We start from the raw sequence: 16618 nt of genomic DNA, 5'->3' as shown, positions 1-16618 counted from the left end.
GGTGCGCCGCAGTAGTCAGGGAGTACTCCCCTCCGCACCCACAACAGTACCCAATCACCAAGGAAAGGTAAAGAGATTGGTAAAGCAAAGGCCAAGTTCCCTGGTCAGAGGATTTGACTAACTCATGGGGAAGCGGAGGGAGGGCTCAGCGGACGGGCCACGGCGGCCCTCAGCGGTTCCAGGAGCGGCGGGCGGCCGCGACCTGGGTGAGGACGTGCTGGAGCACCTGGCTGTCCGGCGGAACACGGGAGGGGTCGTAGGTCCACGTGTGCCCGACCCACGGGTCGGCGAGGTGATCGTCGGGTACCGGTGTGAGCCGCAGCAGCGACCGCCACAGCGGGTCGAGCAGCGGCCCGTAGGCGGCGGCGTCCTCCCGGTCGGCGACCAGCATGAGGTGCACACCGACGGCCGGGCCCTCGTCCGCGAGGTAGCGCAGCCGGGTCACGGCACGGTCGTCGAAGCCGTGCGGGAAGTCGTTGACGATCAGCAGTTGCTCGGCCGGGTCGAGGTCGGACGGCAGTGAGTCGGCCGCACCGCCCCGGATCGCCATCTGCACCAGGTCGACGCGCTGTGTCAGCCGGGCCAGCACGTCGTTCACCCCCGCGGCGCCGACAGCGGGCGGGCCGGCGAGCACGCCGGTGCTCACGAGCGGCAGGAGGGCCGAGGTCGCGGAGCCCGCCGCGTCGATGACATGCACGGAGAATTCGCCCGCCGGGTAGACGGCGAGCAGCCGGGCCGCGTGGGCCACGGCCGTGTCCATGGCGAGGCGGCGCAGTTCGTCGGAGTCCGCGATCGAACCGTCGAAGGACCCCGTGCTGCCGCTGTCGATCCACAGGCCGCGCTCCAGCGGCAGCCGCACCAGCATCGGAATGCTCAGGTCCGCGCTCTCGGGCAGGTGCAGGTCGCCCAGGCGCAGAGCCATGGGGATCTCCATCGGCACCCGGTAGCCGTGCCAGGCGGGGTTGTCCCAGCCGGCGAACGCGGGCGGCAGCGCGGGCTCGACGACCTCGGCCTCGGCGGTGAGCTGGGCGAGGTCGCGGTCGAGTACCTGCTTGGCCCGGTCGACCAGCTCGGCGTGCTTGGCGCGGGCCGCCTCGCGGGCGGCGTCGCCCTGGCCGCCGATCCGGCTGCGTGGGTCGGACAGGACCTTGTCGAGCTCCTGTTCCATGCGCGACTCGGCGAAGTCGACCGCGCTGCGGTACGCGGCGGCGGTGCGGGCCAGGTCCTCGAACATGCCCCACACCTGGTTGTACAGGCGCTCCTCCATGGACCAGCCGGTCGCGTCGCCCGCCACGGGCTGAGCGGGCTGGCCCGGCCGGGCAGGGGGCGCGGTCGGCGGGGGCGGAGGCGGCGCGGCGGCCTGCCGGCCCGGGTGGCTGTAGTTGACGGGGCCGCCTGCTCCGGGGCCGCCGGACTGCGTGACGGCGGACGGGTCCTGCGGTGCGGACGCCGCGGGGTAGTTGGACTGCGGCCCGCCGGGTCCGGCGCCGGGTGTCGCGGATCCCTGCCCCCCGGGGTGTCCGTGCTGCGGGGGCACCTGGTCCGGCGCGCCCGGGGATGTCGAGCCGCTCTGGTCCTGTCCCAGCGCGGGTGCCGCGGCGTGCCGCGAGCGGTCGCCCTCGGCCGTACGCGGCGGTGGTGCGGCCACCGAGCGCGCGAGGCCCTGGACGACCGCTTCGTTGATGCTGCCCGCGAGCTGCTGGGCCTGGGACAGGCCCTGGTCGGCGAGGAGCTCCGCGAGGCCGCCCGCGTAGCCCTGGCCCACGGCTCGTACCTTCCAGGCGTCCTGCCTGCGGTAGAGCTCCAGTACGACGACGGCCGACTCGGCGTCGAGCCCCGTGACCGTGTAGCTGGCGATCTCGGAGCCGTCGAGTCCGGTGACCGCCACGAAGGGAGCGGCGACGGCTCCGAACCGCACCGGACCGCCCACTCCCGACGGCAGGGCAAGCAGCACACTGACCCGGTGCACGGTCTCCGGCAGGGCGTCCAGGTCGCACGCGAGCCGGTGGTCGGCCGCCGCCTGCTTGGACACCTCCATGCCGGGCAGAGTGGGTGAGCCCGGGTGGGCCACCCACTCGACACCGTGCACTTTGCCCTTCTCGTCACAGAGCGTTGCCCCGGCCACGATCGGCTTGCCGGCCGACACCCGGATCTCAAGTCGCGCCTGGGAGAGCGGGTGGTTCTGCCCCCGGACCAGCTCAGCCGTCATCGCCTTCGTTCCCCCCATGTACTCGTGCGCCGGGCGCCGGGCTGTCTACAGGTGCGGCAGGATCGCCGGCATCAGGTCCTGGAACGTACGGCCGTTGGCAGGCGTACCGAGGGCGGTCATCTGCCAGCCCGCGCCCGCACGGTGGACCTTCGCCATGATCTGCGCGGTGTACTGCCCGCCGCCGGCCAGGGTGTACCGGGCCAGCTCCTCGCCGTTGGTCTCGTCGACCAGACGGCAGAACGCGTCCTGCACCTCCTGGAAGGTCTGGCCCGTGAACGAGTTCACGGTGAAGACGATCTGGTCGATGTGGACCGGGACGCGCGCGAGGTCGACAAGGATCGCCTCGTCGTCACCGCCCTGGCCGACACCGCCGACGAGGTTGTCACCGGTGTGCCGCACCGAGCCGTCGTCGCTGACGAGGTGACGGAAGAACACCACGTCGACGGGCTGCTTGTCCGCGAACAGCACGGCGGACGCGTCGAGGTCGATCTCGCGGGTACGAGAACCGAACAGGCCACGTCGCGGGGCTGCCTGCCAGCCGAGCCCCATGCGCACCGCGGTCAGCGTGCCCCCGTCGTTCTTCTGCAGACTGATGGCCTGACCCTTGGTCATGTTGACCGTCACGCGCTGTTCCCCTCTCGGACTGTCCCCTGTTGCCGCAGAATCCTGCGGTTGACCAGCAACCCTACGCAGGGCCACTGACAGCGCCGAAGACCGGTGCACACTTTGTGTCGGTCTTGCAACACAGCGCGCTGCACCGGCGTCAGGCGATACCGGCTTCCTTCATCTGCCGCAGCTCCTTCTTCATCTCCGAGACCTCGTCGCGCAGCCGCGCCGCGATCTCGAACTGCAGGTCCGCGGCGGCCGTGCGCATCCGCCCCGTCATCTCCTCGATCTGCTCCGCCAGCTCCGCCGCGGGACGGTCGGTCGGCACGGTTGCCTTGCCCTTGCCCTTGGCGGACCTGGCTCCCTTGTCCGCCTTCGACCCCAGGGCGGGCACGGGCGCCTTGGCGCTCTTGCCGTCCGACGGCCTGCGGTAGCCCGAGCCGAGCAGCTGCTCCGTGTCGACGTCCTCGCGGGCGATCTGCGCCACGATGTCGTTGATCTTCTTTCGGAGGGGCTGCGGATCGATGCCCCGCTCCGTGTTGTACGCGACCTGCTTCTCCCGGCGGCGGTTGGTCTCCTCGATGGCCTTCTCCATCGCCGGGGTGATCCGGTCGGCGTACATGTGGACCTGACCGGACACATTGCGCGCCGCGCGGCCGATGGTCTGGATCAGCGAGGTGCCGGAGCGCAGGAAGCCCTCCTTGTCGGCGTCGAGGATCGACACCAGGGAGACCTCGGGCAGGTCGAGGCCCTCTCTGAGGAGGTTGATGCCGACGAGGACGTCGTACTCGCCGGCGCGCAGTTCCCGCAGCAGTTCGACCCGGCGCAGGGTGTCGACGTCACTGTGCAGGTACCGGACCTGGATGCCCATTTCGAGGAAGTAGTCGGTGAGGTCCTCGGCCATCTTCTTGGTGAGCGTGGTGACCAGGACGCGCTCGTCCTTCTCGGTGCGCTTGCGGATCTCGTGCACCAGGTCGTCGATCTGGCCCTCGGTGGGCTTGACCACGACCTCGGGGTCGATGAGGCCGGTGGGGCGAATGATCTGCTCGACGAAGCCGTCCCCGCGCGAGAGCTCGTACTTGCCCGGCGTCGCCGACAGATAGACGGCCTGGCCGATGCGCTTCTGGAACTCCTCCCACTTCAGGGGACGGTTGTCCAGTGCCGAGGGCAGCCGGAAGCCGTGGTCGACGAGGGTGCGCTTGCGGGAGGCGTCGCCCTCGTACATGGCGCCGATCTGGGGCACCGTGACGTGCGACTCGTCGATGACGAGCAGGAAGTCGTCCGGGAAGTAGTCGAGCAGCGTGTTCGGCGGGGAGCCGGGCTCTCGGCCGTCGAAGTGCATCGAGTAGTTCTCGACACCGGAGCAGGAGCCGATCTGGCGGAGCATTTCCAGGTCGTACGTCGTGCGCATGCGCAGGCGCTGGGCCTCAAGGAGCTTGCCCTGCTTCTCCAGCTCGGACAGGCGCTCGCCCAGCTCCTTCTCGATGTCGTTGGCGGCGCGCTCCAGGCGCTCGGGCCCCGCGACGTAGTGGGTGGCAGGGAAGATGTACAGCTGCTGGTCGTCGGTGATGATCTCGCCGGTGAGCGGGTGCAGCGTGGAGAGGGCCTCGATCTCGTCACCGAACATCTCGATGCGGACGGCCAGCTCCTCGTAGACCGGGAAGATTTCGATGGTGTCGCCGCGGACGCGGAAGGTGCCGCGGGTGAACGCCAGGTCGTTGCGCGTGTACTGGATGTCGACGAAGCGGCGCAGCAGGTCGTCGCGGTCGATCTCGTCGCCGATCTTGAGGTTGACCATGCGGTCCACGTACTCCTGCGGCGTGCCCAGGCCGTAGATGCAGGAGACCGAGGCGACCACGACGACGTCGCGGCGGGTGAGCAGCGAGTTGGTGGCGGAGTGGCGCAGTCGCTCCACCTCCTCGTTGATCGAGGAGTCCTTCTCGATGTAGGTGTCCGACTGGGGGACGTACGCCTCGGGCTGGTAGTAGTCGTAGTACGAGACGAAGTACTCGACCGCGTTGTTCGGCAGGAGCTCGCGGAACTCGTTGGCCAGCTGGGCGGCCAGCGTTTTGTTCGGCGCCATCACGAGGGTGGGGCGCTGCAGCTTCTCGATCATCCACGCGGTGGTCGCGGACTTGCCGGTGCCGGTCGCGCCGAGGAGGACGACATCCTTCTCCCCTGCGAGGATGCGCCGCTCAAGGTCGGTGATGGCAGCGGGCTGGTCGCCGCTGGGCTGGTAGGAACTGACGACCTCGAAAGGCGCCACCGTGCGTTCGATCTTCGATACGGGCCGCATGGAATCAACCGTACGACCCCGCACTGACAACGGGGTCCGCTCACCGGTTCTGCGGGGTGCGGGAGCTTCCGTGGTGGCGGGTGCGGGTGCGCGGGCCGGGCACGTGCCGCAGACCGGTGTGGTGGTGGACCGGGTGGGCCGGGATGCCGGGTTTCTGCTCGGCGGGGCTCCAGTCGGGCTTGCCCATGACCATCAGCGGGTCGAACATCACGACGACGCCGGCCAGCAGCAGGAAGGCCAGCGGGCCGATCATCAGGGGGGCCAGCAGGGCCGCGGGCGAGTCCCCCGAGGGGGTGGCGGCGGCACCGTGCAGATGGACGCTGAGGGCGGCCATCCCCGTGTAGTGCATGCCGCTGACGGCGAGGCCCATGACGAGACTCGCGCCCACGCTCCACAGGAAGCCGCGGACCTGTCCCGCCGCCCACAGGGCCGCGGTCGCGGCGGCGACGGCTATGACGACCGAGGCGGCGACGGTGAGGGTGTTGTACTCCAGCTTGCCGTTGAGACGCATTCCGGCCATACCCAGGTAGTGCATCGAAGCGACGCCCAGACCGGTGATGGTGCCCCCGGTGAACAGGGCCGTTCCGGAGGCTCCCCGGTATCCGACGATGAAGATCCCGACGCCGACCATGACGATCGCCACGCCGAGGCTCGCGAAGGTCATGAGCCTGTCGTAGTGGATCGGGGTCTCCTGGACGGAGAACCCCATCATCGCGACGAAATGCATGGTCCAGATGCCGGAGCCGATCGCCGCCGAGCCGAGGGCGAGCCAGCCGGGGCGCCAGGAACGGGTGACGAGCATCGACCTCGTGGTGCAGCGCAGACCGAGCGCTCCGCCGAGGCAGGCCATCAAGTACGCCACGAGCGGCGTGACGAGTCCGTAGCTGAATCCGTCGACCGTGCCCTGCATCCGCGGTTGCCCTTCCGCCCTGTTACATCCCGGAATTCCGTGAAATGCCCCCGCCCCGGGATCGCCGTGGCGACCAGGGTTGTCGCAGAGAGTATGACTCGCACCTGAACGGTCGAACGATTTTCCGGCAAAGAATCACGGCCTCACCCCAGTTGTGCGGCACGCGTGATCGGACTTGGGCAACTCCATTCAATTTGTGGCCATCCTGCACCCCCCTGATGTTGACCCACTGCTGTCACTCTGGAACGGTCCGTGATCGCAGACGCAAGGAGTCCGCATGCACGCGCGCGCTGCCGCCGCCACGACCACCGCGCTCCTGGGAGCCGCCGTCGTTCTCCCCATCTCCACCGCTCACGCCGCTCCGGCCGCCGTGAACAGCGACCATCCCCTGGTCATCGCACATCGCGGAGCCTCGGCCCAGGCTCCCGAGAACACGCTCGCCGCCATTGACCGGGCGGCCCGTCTCGGGTTCCGCTGGGTCGAGAACGACGTCCAGCGCACCAAGGACGGTCAGCTCGTCGTGATCCACGACGACAGCCTGACCCGTACGACCGATGTGGAGGAGGTCTTCCCCGACCGGGCCCCGTGGAAGGTGAAGGACTTCACCGCCGCGGAGATCGCGCGCCTGGACGCGGGCAGCTGGTTCAGCCCCCGCTACACGGGCGCGCGCGTGCCGACGCTGAAGCAGTACATGAACCGCGTCTCGCACAACCACCAGAAGCTCGTCCTTGAGATCAAGAACCCCGCGCTGTACCCGGGCATCGAACAGGAGACCCTCAAGGTCCTCAGCAACGAGGGCTGGCTGGGCCCGGCCCGGGTACGGAGCAAGCTGGTGATCCAGAGCTTCGACGCCGACAGCATCCGTACGGTGCACGCGCTGCGGCCCGACATCAAGACGGGCTTCCTGGGCACTCCGTCGGTCGCGGAGCTGCCCGCGTACGCGCAGTTCGCCGACCAGATCAACTCGTCGCACACGACGATCTCCCTCGGTTACGTCGCCGCGATCCACGCGCTCGACGGACCGCACGGCAAGCCCCTGGAGATCTCCACCTGGACCGTCGACACCCCGGAGGACACGCGGCGCGTCGCGGGCTTCGGTGTGGACGGCGTCATCACGAACAAGCCGGACGTGGTGCGGGAGGCCCTCCGCGAGGACTGAGGACCCTGCCCGACAGCCCGTCACCGGTGGCGCGGACGCCTGCGAGCGTCCGCGCCACCGGCGTTGTCAGTGGTGCGCCGTACCGTGGAGCGCATGAACAGCCATGGGCAGAACGAGCAGCGGGTGGTGTGGGCCGTCGTCGACAGCGGCATCGGCCCGCTGCTGCTGGCGGCGACCGGCGAGGGCCTGGTCAGCGTCGTCTTCCACGCCACGGACGCGGTGCGCGACAAGGCGCTGGAGCGGCTCGGATCGCGGTTCGCCACCGTGCCCGTCGAAGCACCGCGGTCCCCGCTGCTGGCCGAGGCGATACGTCAGTTCGCGGCGTACTTCGCGGGCGAGCGTCGCGACTTCGAACTGCCACTGGACTGGTCCCTGATCTCGGGGTTCAACCGTCAGGTGCTGCGCGAGCTGGCGTCGGGCGTGCCGTTCGGGGCGGTGGTGGGCTACGGCGACCTGGCACGGCGGGTCGGCCAGCCGGGTGCGGCCCAGGCGGTGGGAACGGCCATGGGATCCAACCCGCTGCCGGTCGTCGTGCCCTGCCACCGGGTCGTGGAGAGGGACGGTGGCATCGGCGGGTTCGGGGGCGGCGTGGAGACCAAGCGGAAGCTGCTGGCGCTGGAGGGTGTACTGCCCGAGCCGCTGTTCTGAGAGACGCCCTTGTTCGCCCGGGGCAGGATTCCCCCGCCGTGACGTGCCGTACCGGTGCCCGCGCGAAGGCTGGCCGGAACGCTTCGGCGGGAGCAGACTCCGCGACACGTACAGCCACGGGCATCCGAAGTCACGGGGGCCGAAGGGACGGCGATCACGTATGAGCGGGAACAGGGCAGTCGCGTACCTCAAGCCGGGCGCGGTGGAAGTCAGGACCATCGATTACCCGACGCTCGAACTGCAGGACGGACCGGGAGTGGCCGCCGCGAACGTCGGCCGCACGTGCCGGCACGGAGTCATCCTGAAAGTGCTCGCCAGCAACATCTGCGGCAGTGACCAGCACATGGTGCGCGGCCGTACGACCGCGCCGGAGGGACTCGTCCTCGGGCACGAGATCACCGGAGAGGTCATCGAGCGGGGCCCGGACGTCGAGTTCGTCGAGGTCGGGGACATCGTCTCGGTGCCCTTCAACATCGCCTGCGGACGGTGCCGCAACTGCAAGGAGCGCAGGACGGGCATCTGTCTGAACGTCAACCCGGCCCGCCCCGGTGCGGCGTACGGCTACGTCGACATGGGCGGCTGGGTCGGCGGCCAGGCGCAGTACGCGATGGTTCCGTACGCGGACTTCAACCTGCTGCGGTTCCCGGACCGGGACCAGGCACGCGAGAAGCTGCTCGACCTGACCATGCTGTCGGACATCTTCCCGACCGGCTTCCACGGTGCGGTGACCGCGGGTACCGAGGTCGGTTCGACGGTGTACGTGGCCGGGGCGGGTCCGGTCGGTCTCGCCGCCGCGGCATCGGCGCAGCTGCTCGGCGCGGCCGTCGTCATCGTCGGCGACCTCAATGCCGAACGTCTCGCACAGGCCCGGAGTTTCGGCTGTGAGACGGTCGACGTCAGCCAGGGCGACGTGGGCGAGCAGATCGAGCAGATCCTGGGCGAGCCGGAGGTGGACGCCGCCGTCGACGCGGTCGGCTTCGAGGCGCGGGCGCACGGCTCCGACGCTCCCGAGGCGCCCGCCACGGTCCTCAACTCGCTGATGGGCCTCACGCGCGCGGGCGGCTCCCTGGGCATTCCGGGCCTGTACGTCACGGACGATCCCGGCGGGGTCGACCAGGACGCGCGGACCGGCACGCTCAAGGTGCGGCTCGGTCTGGGATGGGCGAAGAGCCACCGTCTCAGCACAGGTCAGTGCCCGGTGATGCAGTACCACCGCGGACTGATGAAGGCGATCCTCCACGAGCGGGTGCACATCGCCAAGGCCGTCAACGCGACAGTGATCGGCCTGGAGGACGCGCCGAGCGGCTACGCCGAGTTCGACCAGGGTGCCAGCCGTAAGTACGTCCTCGATCCGCATGGGTCGCTGGGCGGGACACGGCCCGTCTGAAGGCCGGCCGTCTGAGGGCCGGGCAAGGAGAAGGGGGTGTCCACGCGCGTGTGGGCACCCCTTCGTGGCGGTCGCACTGTGGCGGTCGCAAGGGTTTGGCCGGGCGCGTCGGCCGCCAGGGATGAGAGGAGAACCGACAGACAGGAGGCACGCGCGTGCTGATGGTGTCCGAAGAGGTTCGGGAGGCGCTCACCGCGGGGCGGCCCGTGGTGGCACTGGAGTCGACGATCATCGCGCACGGGCTGCCCCGTCCGCGCAATCTCCAGGTGGCGCTGGAGCTGGAGGACGCCGTACGCCAGGAGGGCGCCGTTCCGGCGACCGTCGCCGTGCTCGACGGGCGGCCCCACGTGGGCCTCGGCAAGGAGCAGGTGGAGCGGGTCGCCAACGAGGACGGCATCCGCAAGCTGGGACATCGCGATCTGCCGCTCGCGGTCGCCACCGGCGCCAGCGGGGCGACCACGGTGTCGGCGACCGCCCTGCTGGCCGCGCAGGCGGGCATACGGGTGTTCGCGACGGGTGGCCTCGGGGGCGTGCACCGGGAGTGGACGGTTACGCAGGACGAGTCCGCCGACCTGGGACTCCTCGCGCGCACCCGGATCACGGTGGTGTGCGCGGGGGTGAAGTCGATCCTGGACGTGCCGGCGACCCTGCAACGCCTGGAGACGCTGGGGGTCGCGGTCGCCGGATACGGCACGGCACGCTTTCCCGGCTTCTATCTGTCGGACTCGGGACACCCGGTGGACTGGACGCTGGAGTCGCCGGACGAGGTCGCGGCCGTGATGCGCGCGCAGGACACACTGGACGGACCCGGGTCGGCACTGATCGTGGCCAATCCCGTGCCCGAGGACCGGCAACTGGATCCCGCGCTCCACGCGCGCGTGCTCGCCGACGCGCTGCACGCGTGCGAGGAGGCGGGCGTGAGCGGCCAGGCGGTCACGCCGTTCCTGCTCGACCACCTGGTACGCCACACCGACGGGGCGTCGCTGGAGGCCAATCTGGCGGCGGTACGCGGCAACGTACGGCTGGCGGGACGGATCGCGGCGGCCTGGGCACAGGCGTGAAAGAGGCAGGCGGCCCCTTCGAGGCTGTCCCGGGCGGGGCCCTCCTGGTCGTCGGTGACGTCATCACGGATGTCGTCGCCCGGCACCGCGGGCCACTCGCTCCGGGCACCGACACGGTCGCCGCCGTGCGGACGGTGCCGGGCGGCGCGGGCGCCAACGTCGCGTGCTGGGCGGCCCGCCGGGGCGGACCGGAGGTGCGGTTCCTCGGCCGGGTGGGCGCGGACTCGGCCGCGTGGCACGAGCGGGAGCTGGTGGCTTCCGGGGTGCGCCCTCTCCTGGTCGTGGACCCGCGGGCGCCGACGGGCACGGTGATCTGCCTGGTGGACGCGGACGCCTCGGCGGAGCGCACCTTCCTCACGGACAGTGGCGCGTCGCTGCGGCTGGACGCCGACGACTGGTCGCCCGCGCTGCTCGACGGTGTCGCGTGGCTGCATCTGTCGGGCTATCTGTTCTTCTCCGAGCCGTGCCGGGCTCTGGTGTCGGTGGCGGTGGAGTCGGCACGCGCGCGTGGAGTGCCGGTGAGTGTGGATCCCGCGTCGGTGGGGTTCCTCAGCGAGCTGGGCGTGGACCGGTTCCTCTCGCTCGCCGAGGGGGTCGACGTCCTGCTGCCGAGCCGGGACGAGGCCCGTCTGCTGACAGGCCTGCCCGATACGGCGGACGCGGCGGCCAAGTTGAGCCGTCACGTCCCGCTGGTGGTGGTGAAGCAGGGCGGCGCCGGAGCCCTCGTCGCCCGATCGGGGGTAATCCTGGCCCGGGTCCCGGCGGAACCGGCGTCCCCCGTCGACACCACGGGCGCCGGCGACGCCTTCACCGGAGCCTTCCTGGCCGCGCTGCTCGGGGGCGGCCGGCCGCGGGAGGCAGCCGCCGAGGGGTGCCGGGCCGGGGCCCGGGCGGTGGAACAGGTGGGCGGCAGACCGAAGCGGGAACCGCAGAAGGAACCAAGGAGAAAACCGGAGAGGAAACCGATGAAACCGAAGAAAGGGGCCTAGGCCGACGACCCGCCGCTACGCCTTGCGTCCCCACGCCGAGATCAGCGGGGCCGTGATCAGGTCCATCCCGCCCGCGGCCACGTTCGCCAAGTGGCGGTCGATGTCCTGGTCGGTGACGAGGCCCGACGCGACCAGCTGCTCCCGGACCTGGCCGACCGTCTCGGACTCAAGCGCTCCGCAGGCGGGCGAGGTGAGAGGAAAGTACGCGTCGGCCCCGACCTGCCGCAGACCGGCCTCGCGGAGCAGCCGGGGAAGCCGCCGCCCGTACGCGGGATCGGTGCCCCCTTCGGCGAGCACATCGCGCGTCGCGTGGCGCACCCGGTTGGCCAGCTGTTGCTCGGGCCCATGCTCGTCCGGGCAGGCCAGCGGCTGCAGTGTGGGATCGGCGTCCTCGACCAGGAGCCGTCCCCCGGGCCGTAGCGCCCTGACCACCGAACGCAACGCCCGGTCCCTGTCCGGCACATGAGCGAGGACGAGGCGGGCGTGCACGAGGTCGAAGCCCTCCCCCGGCGGTTCGTCGGCGCCCACGTCGTGGACGCGCAGCTGAATCGGCGGGCGGACGACCGGGGGCGCCCAGGAGGTGTCGAGGTCGGTCGCGACGACCCGGCCGGTGGGCCCGGCCCGCTTGGCGAGCCAGGACACCACGGACATGCCGCCCGCACCCACCTCCCAGCAGCGCCAGCCGGATCCGATGCCGAGCCGTTCGAGGTGCCGGAACGTCGTGGGATCGAAGAGAGCGGCGAGGGCGTCGAACCGCTGTCCCGCGTCGGACTGGCGGTGGTCGAGGAGGTATCCGTCGATTCGCATCATGCGCCGATCATCCCATTTGTCATGCTTTTTCCTGGTGGCCGACGCTCCCGACGTGAGCGCGTCCCACTCGGCGGCCCTCGACTGGACGGGCGGTTCCGGAGCGGAATGTTCCGTTCCCACAGGCTCGACCGGCCGTCAAAACATCCTGGCAGACTGGCCGCAGCAAGGCGCAGAGTGCGGCGCGAGGAGATCCACGCAGGGAGATCCAGATGTCCATGGCAGTGAATCTGCGGAAGGTCACGGGCCTGAGCAAGGTCGGCGGTCTCCGCAGGGTGGCACGGCTGACACGACGGCGCGCCCGTGTCGACCTGAGTCATCCCGCCCGCTCGCCCCTGGGCTCAGCGGTGGTGAACTGCGTGGCGTACGAGGAGGGGGCCCGGGTTCCCGCCGGACGCGATCTGGTCGAGACGGTGGAGCGGGTCCGCAAGGCCGACGGCGGTTTCGTCTGGCTCGGGCTGCACGAGCCGACGGAGGTGGAGTTCGCGGGCATCGCCGAGCTCTTCGACCTGCACCCGCTGGCGGTCGAGGACGCGGTGGACGCCCATCAGCGCCCGAAGCTGGAGCGGTACGGCGAAACGCTGTTCGCGGTGTTCAAGACGGTCTGCTACGTCGAACACACCGAACTGACCTCGACCAGCGAGGTGGTGAACACCGGAGAGATCATGGTGTTCGTCGGCCGGAACTTCGTGGTGACCGTGCGGCACGGCCGGCACGGCTCGCTGGGCCCGCTGCGTGAGGAACTGGAGGCCACCCCCGAGAAGCTCGCCAAGGGGCCGGCCGCCGTGCTGCACGCGATCGCGGACCATGTGGTGGACGACTATCTGCATGTCACGGATTCGGTGCAGGAGGACATCGACGAGGTCGAGGCGGACGTGTTCGCGGCGAACGGCGCGCGGGCCGACCCCGGGCGCATCTACCAGCTCAAGCGTGAGCTGCTGGAGCTCAAGCGGGCAGTGGTCCCGCTGGGCCGGCCCATCATGGATCTCGCGACGCGGCCGATACGGGTGATCGACCCGGAGATCCAGGCCTACTTCCGGGACGTCTCCGACCACCAGTTGCGGGCCGCCGAGCAGATAGCCGCGTTCGACGAACTGCTCAACTCGATCCTGCAGGCGCACCTCGCGCAGGTGAGCGTGGCGCAGAACGAGGACATGCGCAAGATCACGGCGTGGGCGGCGCTGATCGCCGTGCCGACGATGGTCTGCGGGGTCTACGGCATGAACTTCGACCACATGCCGGAGCTGCACTGGAAGTTCGGGTACCCCTTGGCGGTCGGCATGATCGCCGTCGCGTGCTTCACCCTCTACCGGGGTTTCAAGCGGAACGGTTGGTTGTGAGGTCTCAGGTCTCAGGTCTCAGGTCCCTCGTCCGGCACGGCCTGCCGACGTCAGCGTGACTCGCTCTTCGCGTAGACGCTCTCGGCCCAGCTCGCGAGTTGTTCGTCCGTCAGGTGCGTGGCCAGATCGGCCTCGCTGATCATTCCGACCAGACGCTTGTTCTCGATCACAGGGAGGCGACGGATCTGATGTCCCTGCATTTCGCCGAGCACCTCACTGACGTCGGCGCCCGCGTCGATCCAGCGCGGGGTGCCCTGGGCCATCTCACCCGCGGTGACGTGGGCCGGGTCGTGGCCCATGGCCACACAGCCGACCACGATGTCGCGGTCCGTGAGAATCCCGCAGAGCCGTTCGTTCTCGTCACTGATGGGCAGTGCGCCCACCTTGAGCTCGCGCATCAGTTGAGCGGCCCGGTCCAGGGTCTCGTGAGCGGGGATCCACTGGGCGCCGCTGTGCATGATGTCTCCGGCGGTGGTCATGTAGTACCTCCCGGTGCCGGACGGCCGGCGCGGCACAGACACGCACCGCAAGTCCCGGCCCATACATTTTCGCCGGGTACGGGCAGACGCGCATCCGGAAGTCCGCGGCTCCCGGCCGGCACCCCGCGCCTCAGCCGTTCCACGCCGGATGACGTGGGTCGTCCGCCCTCACCAGGATGTCGGCCGTGTCGCCCGGAGCCGTCTCGTCCTCGTACCGCTCGTACGCGGGGAGCGTCCAGTGCTCGTCCTGCGGGGTGCGGCGGCGCAGGGCGGCCGGTGAGAGACGTACATGGACGGCGAGGTCGAAGGGGAACCAGTGGCGCAGGAGCAGCGGCCCGTGCAGCAACAGCACCGCACCGGGCGGAAGTTGCACGTACGGGCTGCGGGTGGCGCGGTCGGTGGCCGGGTCCCGGAGGTCGGGCAGGACCCGGCCGTCACCGCCCGGTTCCAGCGGGCCGAAGACCTCGCGCCACAGGGCGCCGGTGTCGAACCAGCCGTCGTAGTAGGTCTCCACGTCCTGCCGGCCGTACTCCAACCGGAGTGAGGCGGCTCGCAGATAGCCCTCCGTGCCGACGACCAGGGCGGAGCGGCCGCGTGGGCGAAGGGCCTCGGCGACGCGTTCGGCGAGGTCACCGGGGCGGGCGGCCGGGGCTCCGTCGAAGGCGACGCGCGGCCAGGGGCTGCCGTCGGCCGGCTCCAGGTCGAGCAGACGCTCGGCGATGAGGTCGCCGAGCCGGTCCCAGGTGATCGCTTCGAGTCGCACACGGCCCATGATGCCGCGCGGGCGCACACGGACGACGACCGCGTGCTTGTGGTGACGGGGAGTGCCGTGCAGGATCTTGAGGTTCGGGTCGTCCGGCCCCACGGTTCCGGGAACGGTGCGGGAGTCGGTGCGGGAGCCGGTGCGGGAGCCGGTGCGGAAGTTGTTGACAAGACGGTCGGCCTACGGGGGAGTTGCCATGATCGAGGGACCGTACTTCGTGCTCACCGTGGTGGGCGTGCTCGGCACGGGGCTGGTGGCCGGGGTGTTCTGCGCGTTCTCGACGTTCGTGATGAAGGGACTGGCCGCGCTGCCGCCGGCGCAGGGCATCGCGGCGATGCAGTCGATCAACGTGACGGCGGTGATGCCGGCCTTCATGCTCGTGTTCCTCGGGTCGGCCGCGGTGTGTGCCGTGATCGCGGTGGTCACCTTCGTGCTGTGGCCCGACGAGGGCACGGTGGAACTGCTGCTGGGTAGCGCGCTGTATCTGTTCGGCTGTTTCGGGGTCACGATCGCGGCGAACGTCCCGCGCAACAACAAGCTGGCCGGGATGAGCCCCGGCACACCGGAGGCCATCGCGTACTGGCCCACGTTTGTCAGCGAGTGGTCCATACGGAACCACGTCCGGATGGTCGCCTCGGCCGCCGGAACGGTCTCGTACGTACTGGCGCTGACCTGAGCGCACCGAAAACGATCAGCATCGCCGGAAACGCTCGGCATCACCGAATCGCTCGGCATCACCGGAATCGCCGCGCCGTCGTATCCTGGCGGGGAGAGTCTGCCAGCAGGCCCTGCGGCCCGCCGCCCGGACGACGGTGTCATCAATGGCGTCACGGATGACGTCGGACATCACATCGGACACGGCGTCGGAGATGGCGTGGAGACGGTGCCGTGTCGTACCGGATGCGGTGCCGGAAATGGCGTCGGAGACGGTGGCGGAGACCGTACGGGCCCCCTTCGTGTACGTGAGGGAGACGGCCATGGCCGATCCCAGGGGTTTCCTCAATTCCTCCCGCGAGGAGTGGCCTCGCCGGCCCGTCGAGGACCGGGTCCGTGACTGGGACGAGGTATACGTTCCGGGGGCGCTGCTGCCGATCATCCGGACGCAGGCCGACCGGTGCATGGACTGCGGTGTCCCCTTCTGCCACGACGCCTGCCCGCTGGGCAATCTGATCCCCGACTGGAACGATCTGGTCGCGCGTGACGACTGGCGGACGGCGAGCGACCGGTTGCACGCGACGAACAACTTCCCCGAGTTCACCGGCCGGCTGTGCCCCGCACCGTGCGAGACGGGCTGTGTGCTGGCGATCAACCAGCCCGCGGTCACGATCAAGAACGTCGAGGTCGCCATCGCCGACCGGGCCTGGGCGGACGGGTTCGCACCGCCCAGGCCGCCGGACCGGCTGACGGGGCGGACCGTCGCGGTGGTCGGCTCGGGACCCACCGGGCTCGCGGCGGCGCAGCAGCTGACCCGGGCAGGCCACACCGTCGCCGTCTACGAGCGGGACGACCGGATCGGCGGGCTGATGCGGTACGGCATCCCCGAGTTCAAGNNCGACGCGGTCGTCCTCGCCGTGGGCGCCACGGCCGGGCGTGAACTTGCTGTGGAAGGAAGGGAGTTGAGCGGTATCCACCAGGCGATGGAGTATCTGCCGCTGGCCAACCGGGTGTGCGAGGGGGACCTGGAGGCGTCTCCGTTGTCCGCAGCGGGCAAGGACGTCGTGATCGTCGGCGGCGGCGACACGGGGGCCGACTGTTTGGGCACTGCCATACGCGAGGGCGCGAAGTCCGTGACGCAGCTGGACATCTACCCGCAGCCCGGCGCGGAGCGTGACGAGAACTACGAGCCGTGGCCAGTGTACCCGAAGATCTACCGGATGTCGGCCGCGCACGAAGAGGCCCGGGAACTGGAGATCGCGCCCGAGGCCCACGCGGACGCCCGGCTCTTCGCGGCGTCCACGCTCCGC

The 16618-nt window shown here is 70.2% G+C and carries 15 protein-coding genes and 2 pseudogenes; 9 read left to right on the top strand and 8 right to left on the bottom strand.

Annotation, left to right across the window (positions count from 1 at the left end):
• Window positions 1–169: 169 nt before the first annotated feature.
• The 4 genes from AOK01_RS12690 to AOK01_RS12675 form a co-directional block, all read right to left on the bottom strand.
• Window positions 170–2209 carry a TerD family protein gene (locus tag AOK01_RS12690; RefSeq protein WP_055511081.1) on the bottom strand — a complete coding sequence of 680 codons (2040 nt, stop codon included), beginning with the start codon at window positions 2207–2209 and terminating at the stop codon, window positions 170–172.
• Window positions 2210–2254: 45 nt separating this feature from the next.
• Window positions 2255–2833, bottom strand: a complete 579-nt coding sequence (locus AOK01_RS12685) for a TerD family protein (RefSeq protein WP_055511080.1) — start codon at window positions 2831–2833, stop codon at window positions 2255–2257.
• 139 nt (window positions 2834–2972) lie between these two features.
• Window positions 2973–5111 carry an excinuclease ABC subunit UvrB gene (gene uvrB, locus AOK01_RS12680; protein ID WP_055511079.1) on the bottom strand — a complete coding sequence of 713 codons (2139 nt, stop codon included), beginning with the start codon at window positions 5109–5111 and terminating at the stop codon, window positions 2973–2975.
• 40 nt (window positions 5112–5151) lie between these two features.
• Window positions 5152–6021: an MHYT domain-containing protein gene (locus AOK01_RS12675; protein ID WP_055511078.1), complete on the bottom strand. Its 870-nt coding sequence runs from the start codon at window positions 6019–6021 to the stop codon at window positions 5152–5154.
• A 277-nt stretch (window positions 6022–6298) separates the two neighbouring features.
• Here AOK01_RS12675 and AOK01_RS12670 point away from each other — a divergent pair, with 277 nt between their 5' ends.
• From AOK01_RS12670 to AOK01_RS12650, 5 genes are all read left to right on the top strand, one after another.
• Entirely contained in the window at window positions 6299–7180 is an 882-nt protein-coding gene (locus AOK01_RS12670) for a glycerophosphodiester phosphodiesterase (protein ID WP_055511077.1), read from the top strand.
• Window positions 7181–7273: 93 nt separating this feature from the next.
• A complete protein-coding gene (locus AOK01_RS12665; RefSeq protein WP_055511108.1) occupies window positions 7274–7828 on the top strand; it encodes a methylated-DNA--[protein]-cysteine S-methyltransferase in 555 nt (184 codons plus the stop codon).
• A gap of 160 nt (window positions 7829–7988) precedes the next feature.
• Window positions 7989–9215, top strand: a complete 1227-nt coding sequence (gene fdhA, locus AOK01_RS12660; protein ID WP_055511076.1) for a formaldehyde dehydrogenase, glutathione-independent — start codon at window positions 7989–7991, stop codon at window positions 9213–9215.
• A gap of 161 nt (window positions 9216–9376) precedes the next feature.
• On the top strand, window positions 9377–10276 hold the full coding sequence (locus AOK01_RS12655) for a pseudouridine-5'-phosphate glycosidase (RefSeq protein ID WP_055511107.1): 900 nt from the start codon (window positions 9377–9379) through the stop codon (window positions 10274–10276).
• Window positions 10273–11265: a carbohydrate kinase family protein gene (locus AOK01_RS12650; RefSeq protein WP_055511075.1), complete on the top strand. Its 993-nt coding sequence runs from the start codon at window positions 10273–10275 to the stop codon at window positions 11263–11265. Before AOK01_RS12655 ends, AOK01_RS12650 begins: the two co-directional genes overlap by 4 nt.
• 15 nt (window positions 11266–11280) lie before the next feature.
• Here AOK01_RS12650 and AOK01_RS12645 read toward each other — a convergent pair whose 3' ends face one another.
• Window positions 11281–12075: a methyltransferase domain-containing protein gene (locus tag AOK01_RS12645; RefSeq protein WP_055511074.1), complete on the bottom strand. Its 795-nt coding sequence runs from the start codon at window positions 12073–12075 to the stop codon at window positions 11281–11283.
• A 209-nt stretch (window positions 12076–12284) separates the two neighbouring features.
• On the opposite strand from AOK01_RS12645, the gene AOK01_RS12640 reads away from it, so the two are divergent.
• A complete protein-coding gene (locus AOK01_RS12640) occupies window positions 12285–13412 on the top strand; it encodes a magnesium and cobalt transport protein CorA (RefSeq protein WP_055511073.1) in 1128 nt (375 codons plus the stop codon).
• Between the two features lie 50 nt (window positions 13413–13462).
• Here AOK01_RS12640 and AOK01_RS12635 read toward each other — a convergent pair whose 3' ends face one another.
• Window positions 13463–13891, bottom strand: a complete 429-nt coding sequence (locus AOK01_RS12635; protein ID WP_055511072.1) for a CBS domain-containing protein — start codon at window positions 13889–13891, stop codon at window positions 13463–13465.
• A gap of 130 nt (window positions 13892–14021) precedes the next feature.
• Entirely contained in the window at window positions 14022–14663 is a 642-nt protein-coding gene (locus AOK01_RS12630; RefSeq protein WP_190855741.1) for a nucleoside/nucleotide kinase family protein, read from the bottom strand.
• A gap of 187 nt (window positions 14664–14850) precedes the next feature.
• Between AOK01_RS12630 and AOK01_RS12625 the strand changes: the two genes are divergently transcribed.
• Entirely contained in the window at window positions 14851–15330 is a 480-nt protein-coding gene (locus AOK01_RS12625; protein ID WP_055511071.1) for an anthrone oxygenase family protein, read from the top strand.
• 15 nt (window positions 15331–15345) lie between these two features.
• Here the strand turns inward: AOK01_RS12625 and AOK01_RS12620 are convergent, their stop codons facing one another.
• Window positions 15346–15633 carry a hypothetical protein gene (locus AOK01_RS12620; RefSeq protein ID WP_055511070.1) on the bottom strand — a complete coding sequence of 96 codons (288 nt, stop codon included), beginning with the start codon at window positions 15631–15633 and terminating at the stop codon, window positions 15346–15348.
• Here AOK01_RS12620 and AOK01_RS44950 point away from each other — a divergent pair.
• Window positions 15632–16204 (top strand): annotated as a pseudogene (locus AOK01_RS44950) (FAD-dependent oxidoreductase); the annotation flags it as partial. The gene AOK01_RS12620 and the pseudogene AOK01_RS44950 sit on opposite strands and share 2 nt — an antisense overlap.
• 2 nt (window positions 16205–16206) lie before the next feature.
• Window positions 16207–16618: pseudogene (gene gltD, locus AOK01_RS44945) on the top strand (glutamate synthase); the annotation flags it as partial.

Origin of the sequence: Streptomyces aurantiacus, assembly GCF_001418335.1 — a bacterium.
Lineage (GTDB): Bacteria > Actinomycetota > Actinomycetes > Streptomycetales > Streptomycetaceae > Streptomyces > Streptomyces aurantiacus.
This window is presented reverse-complemented; position numbering and strand designations above follow the sequence as displayed.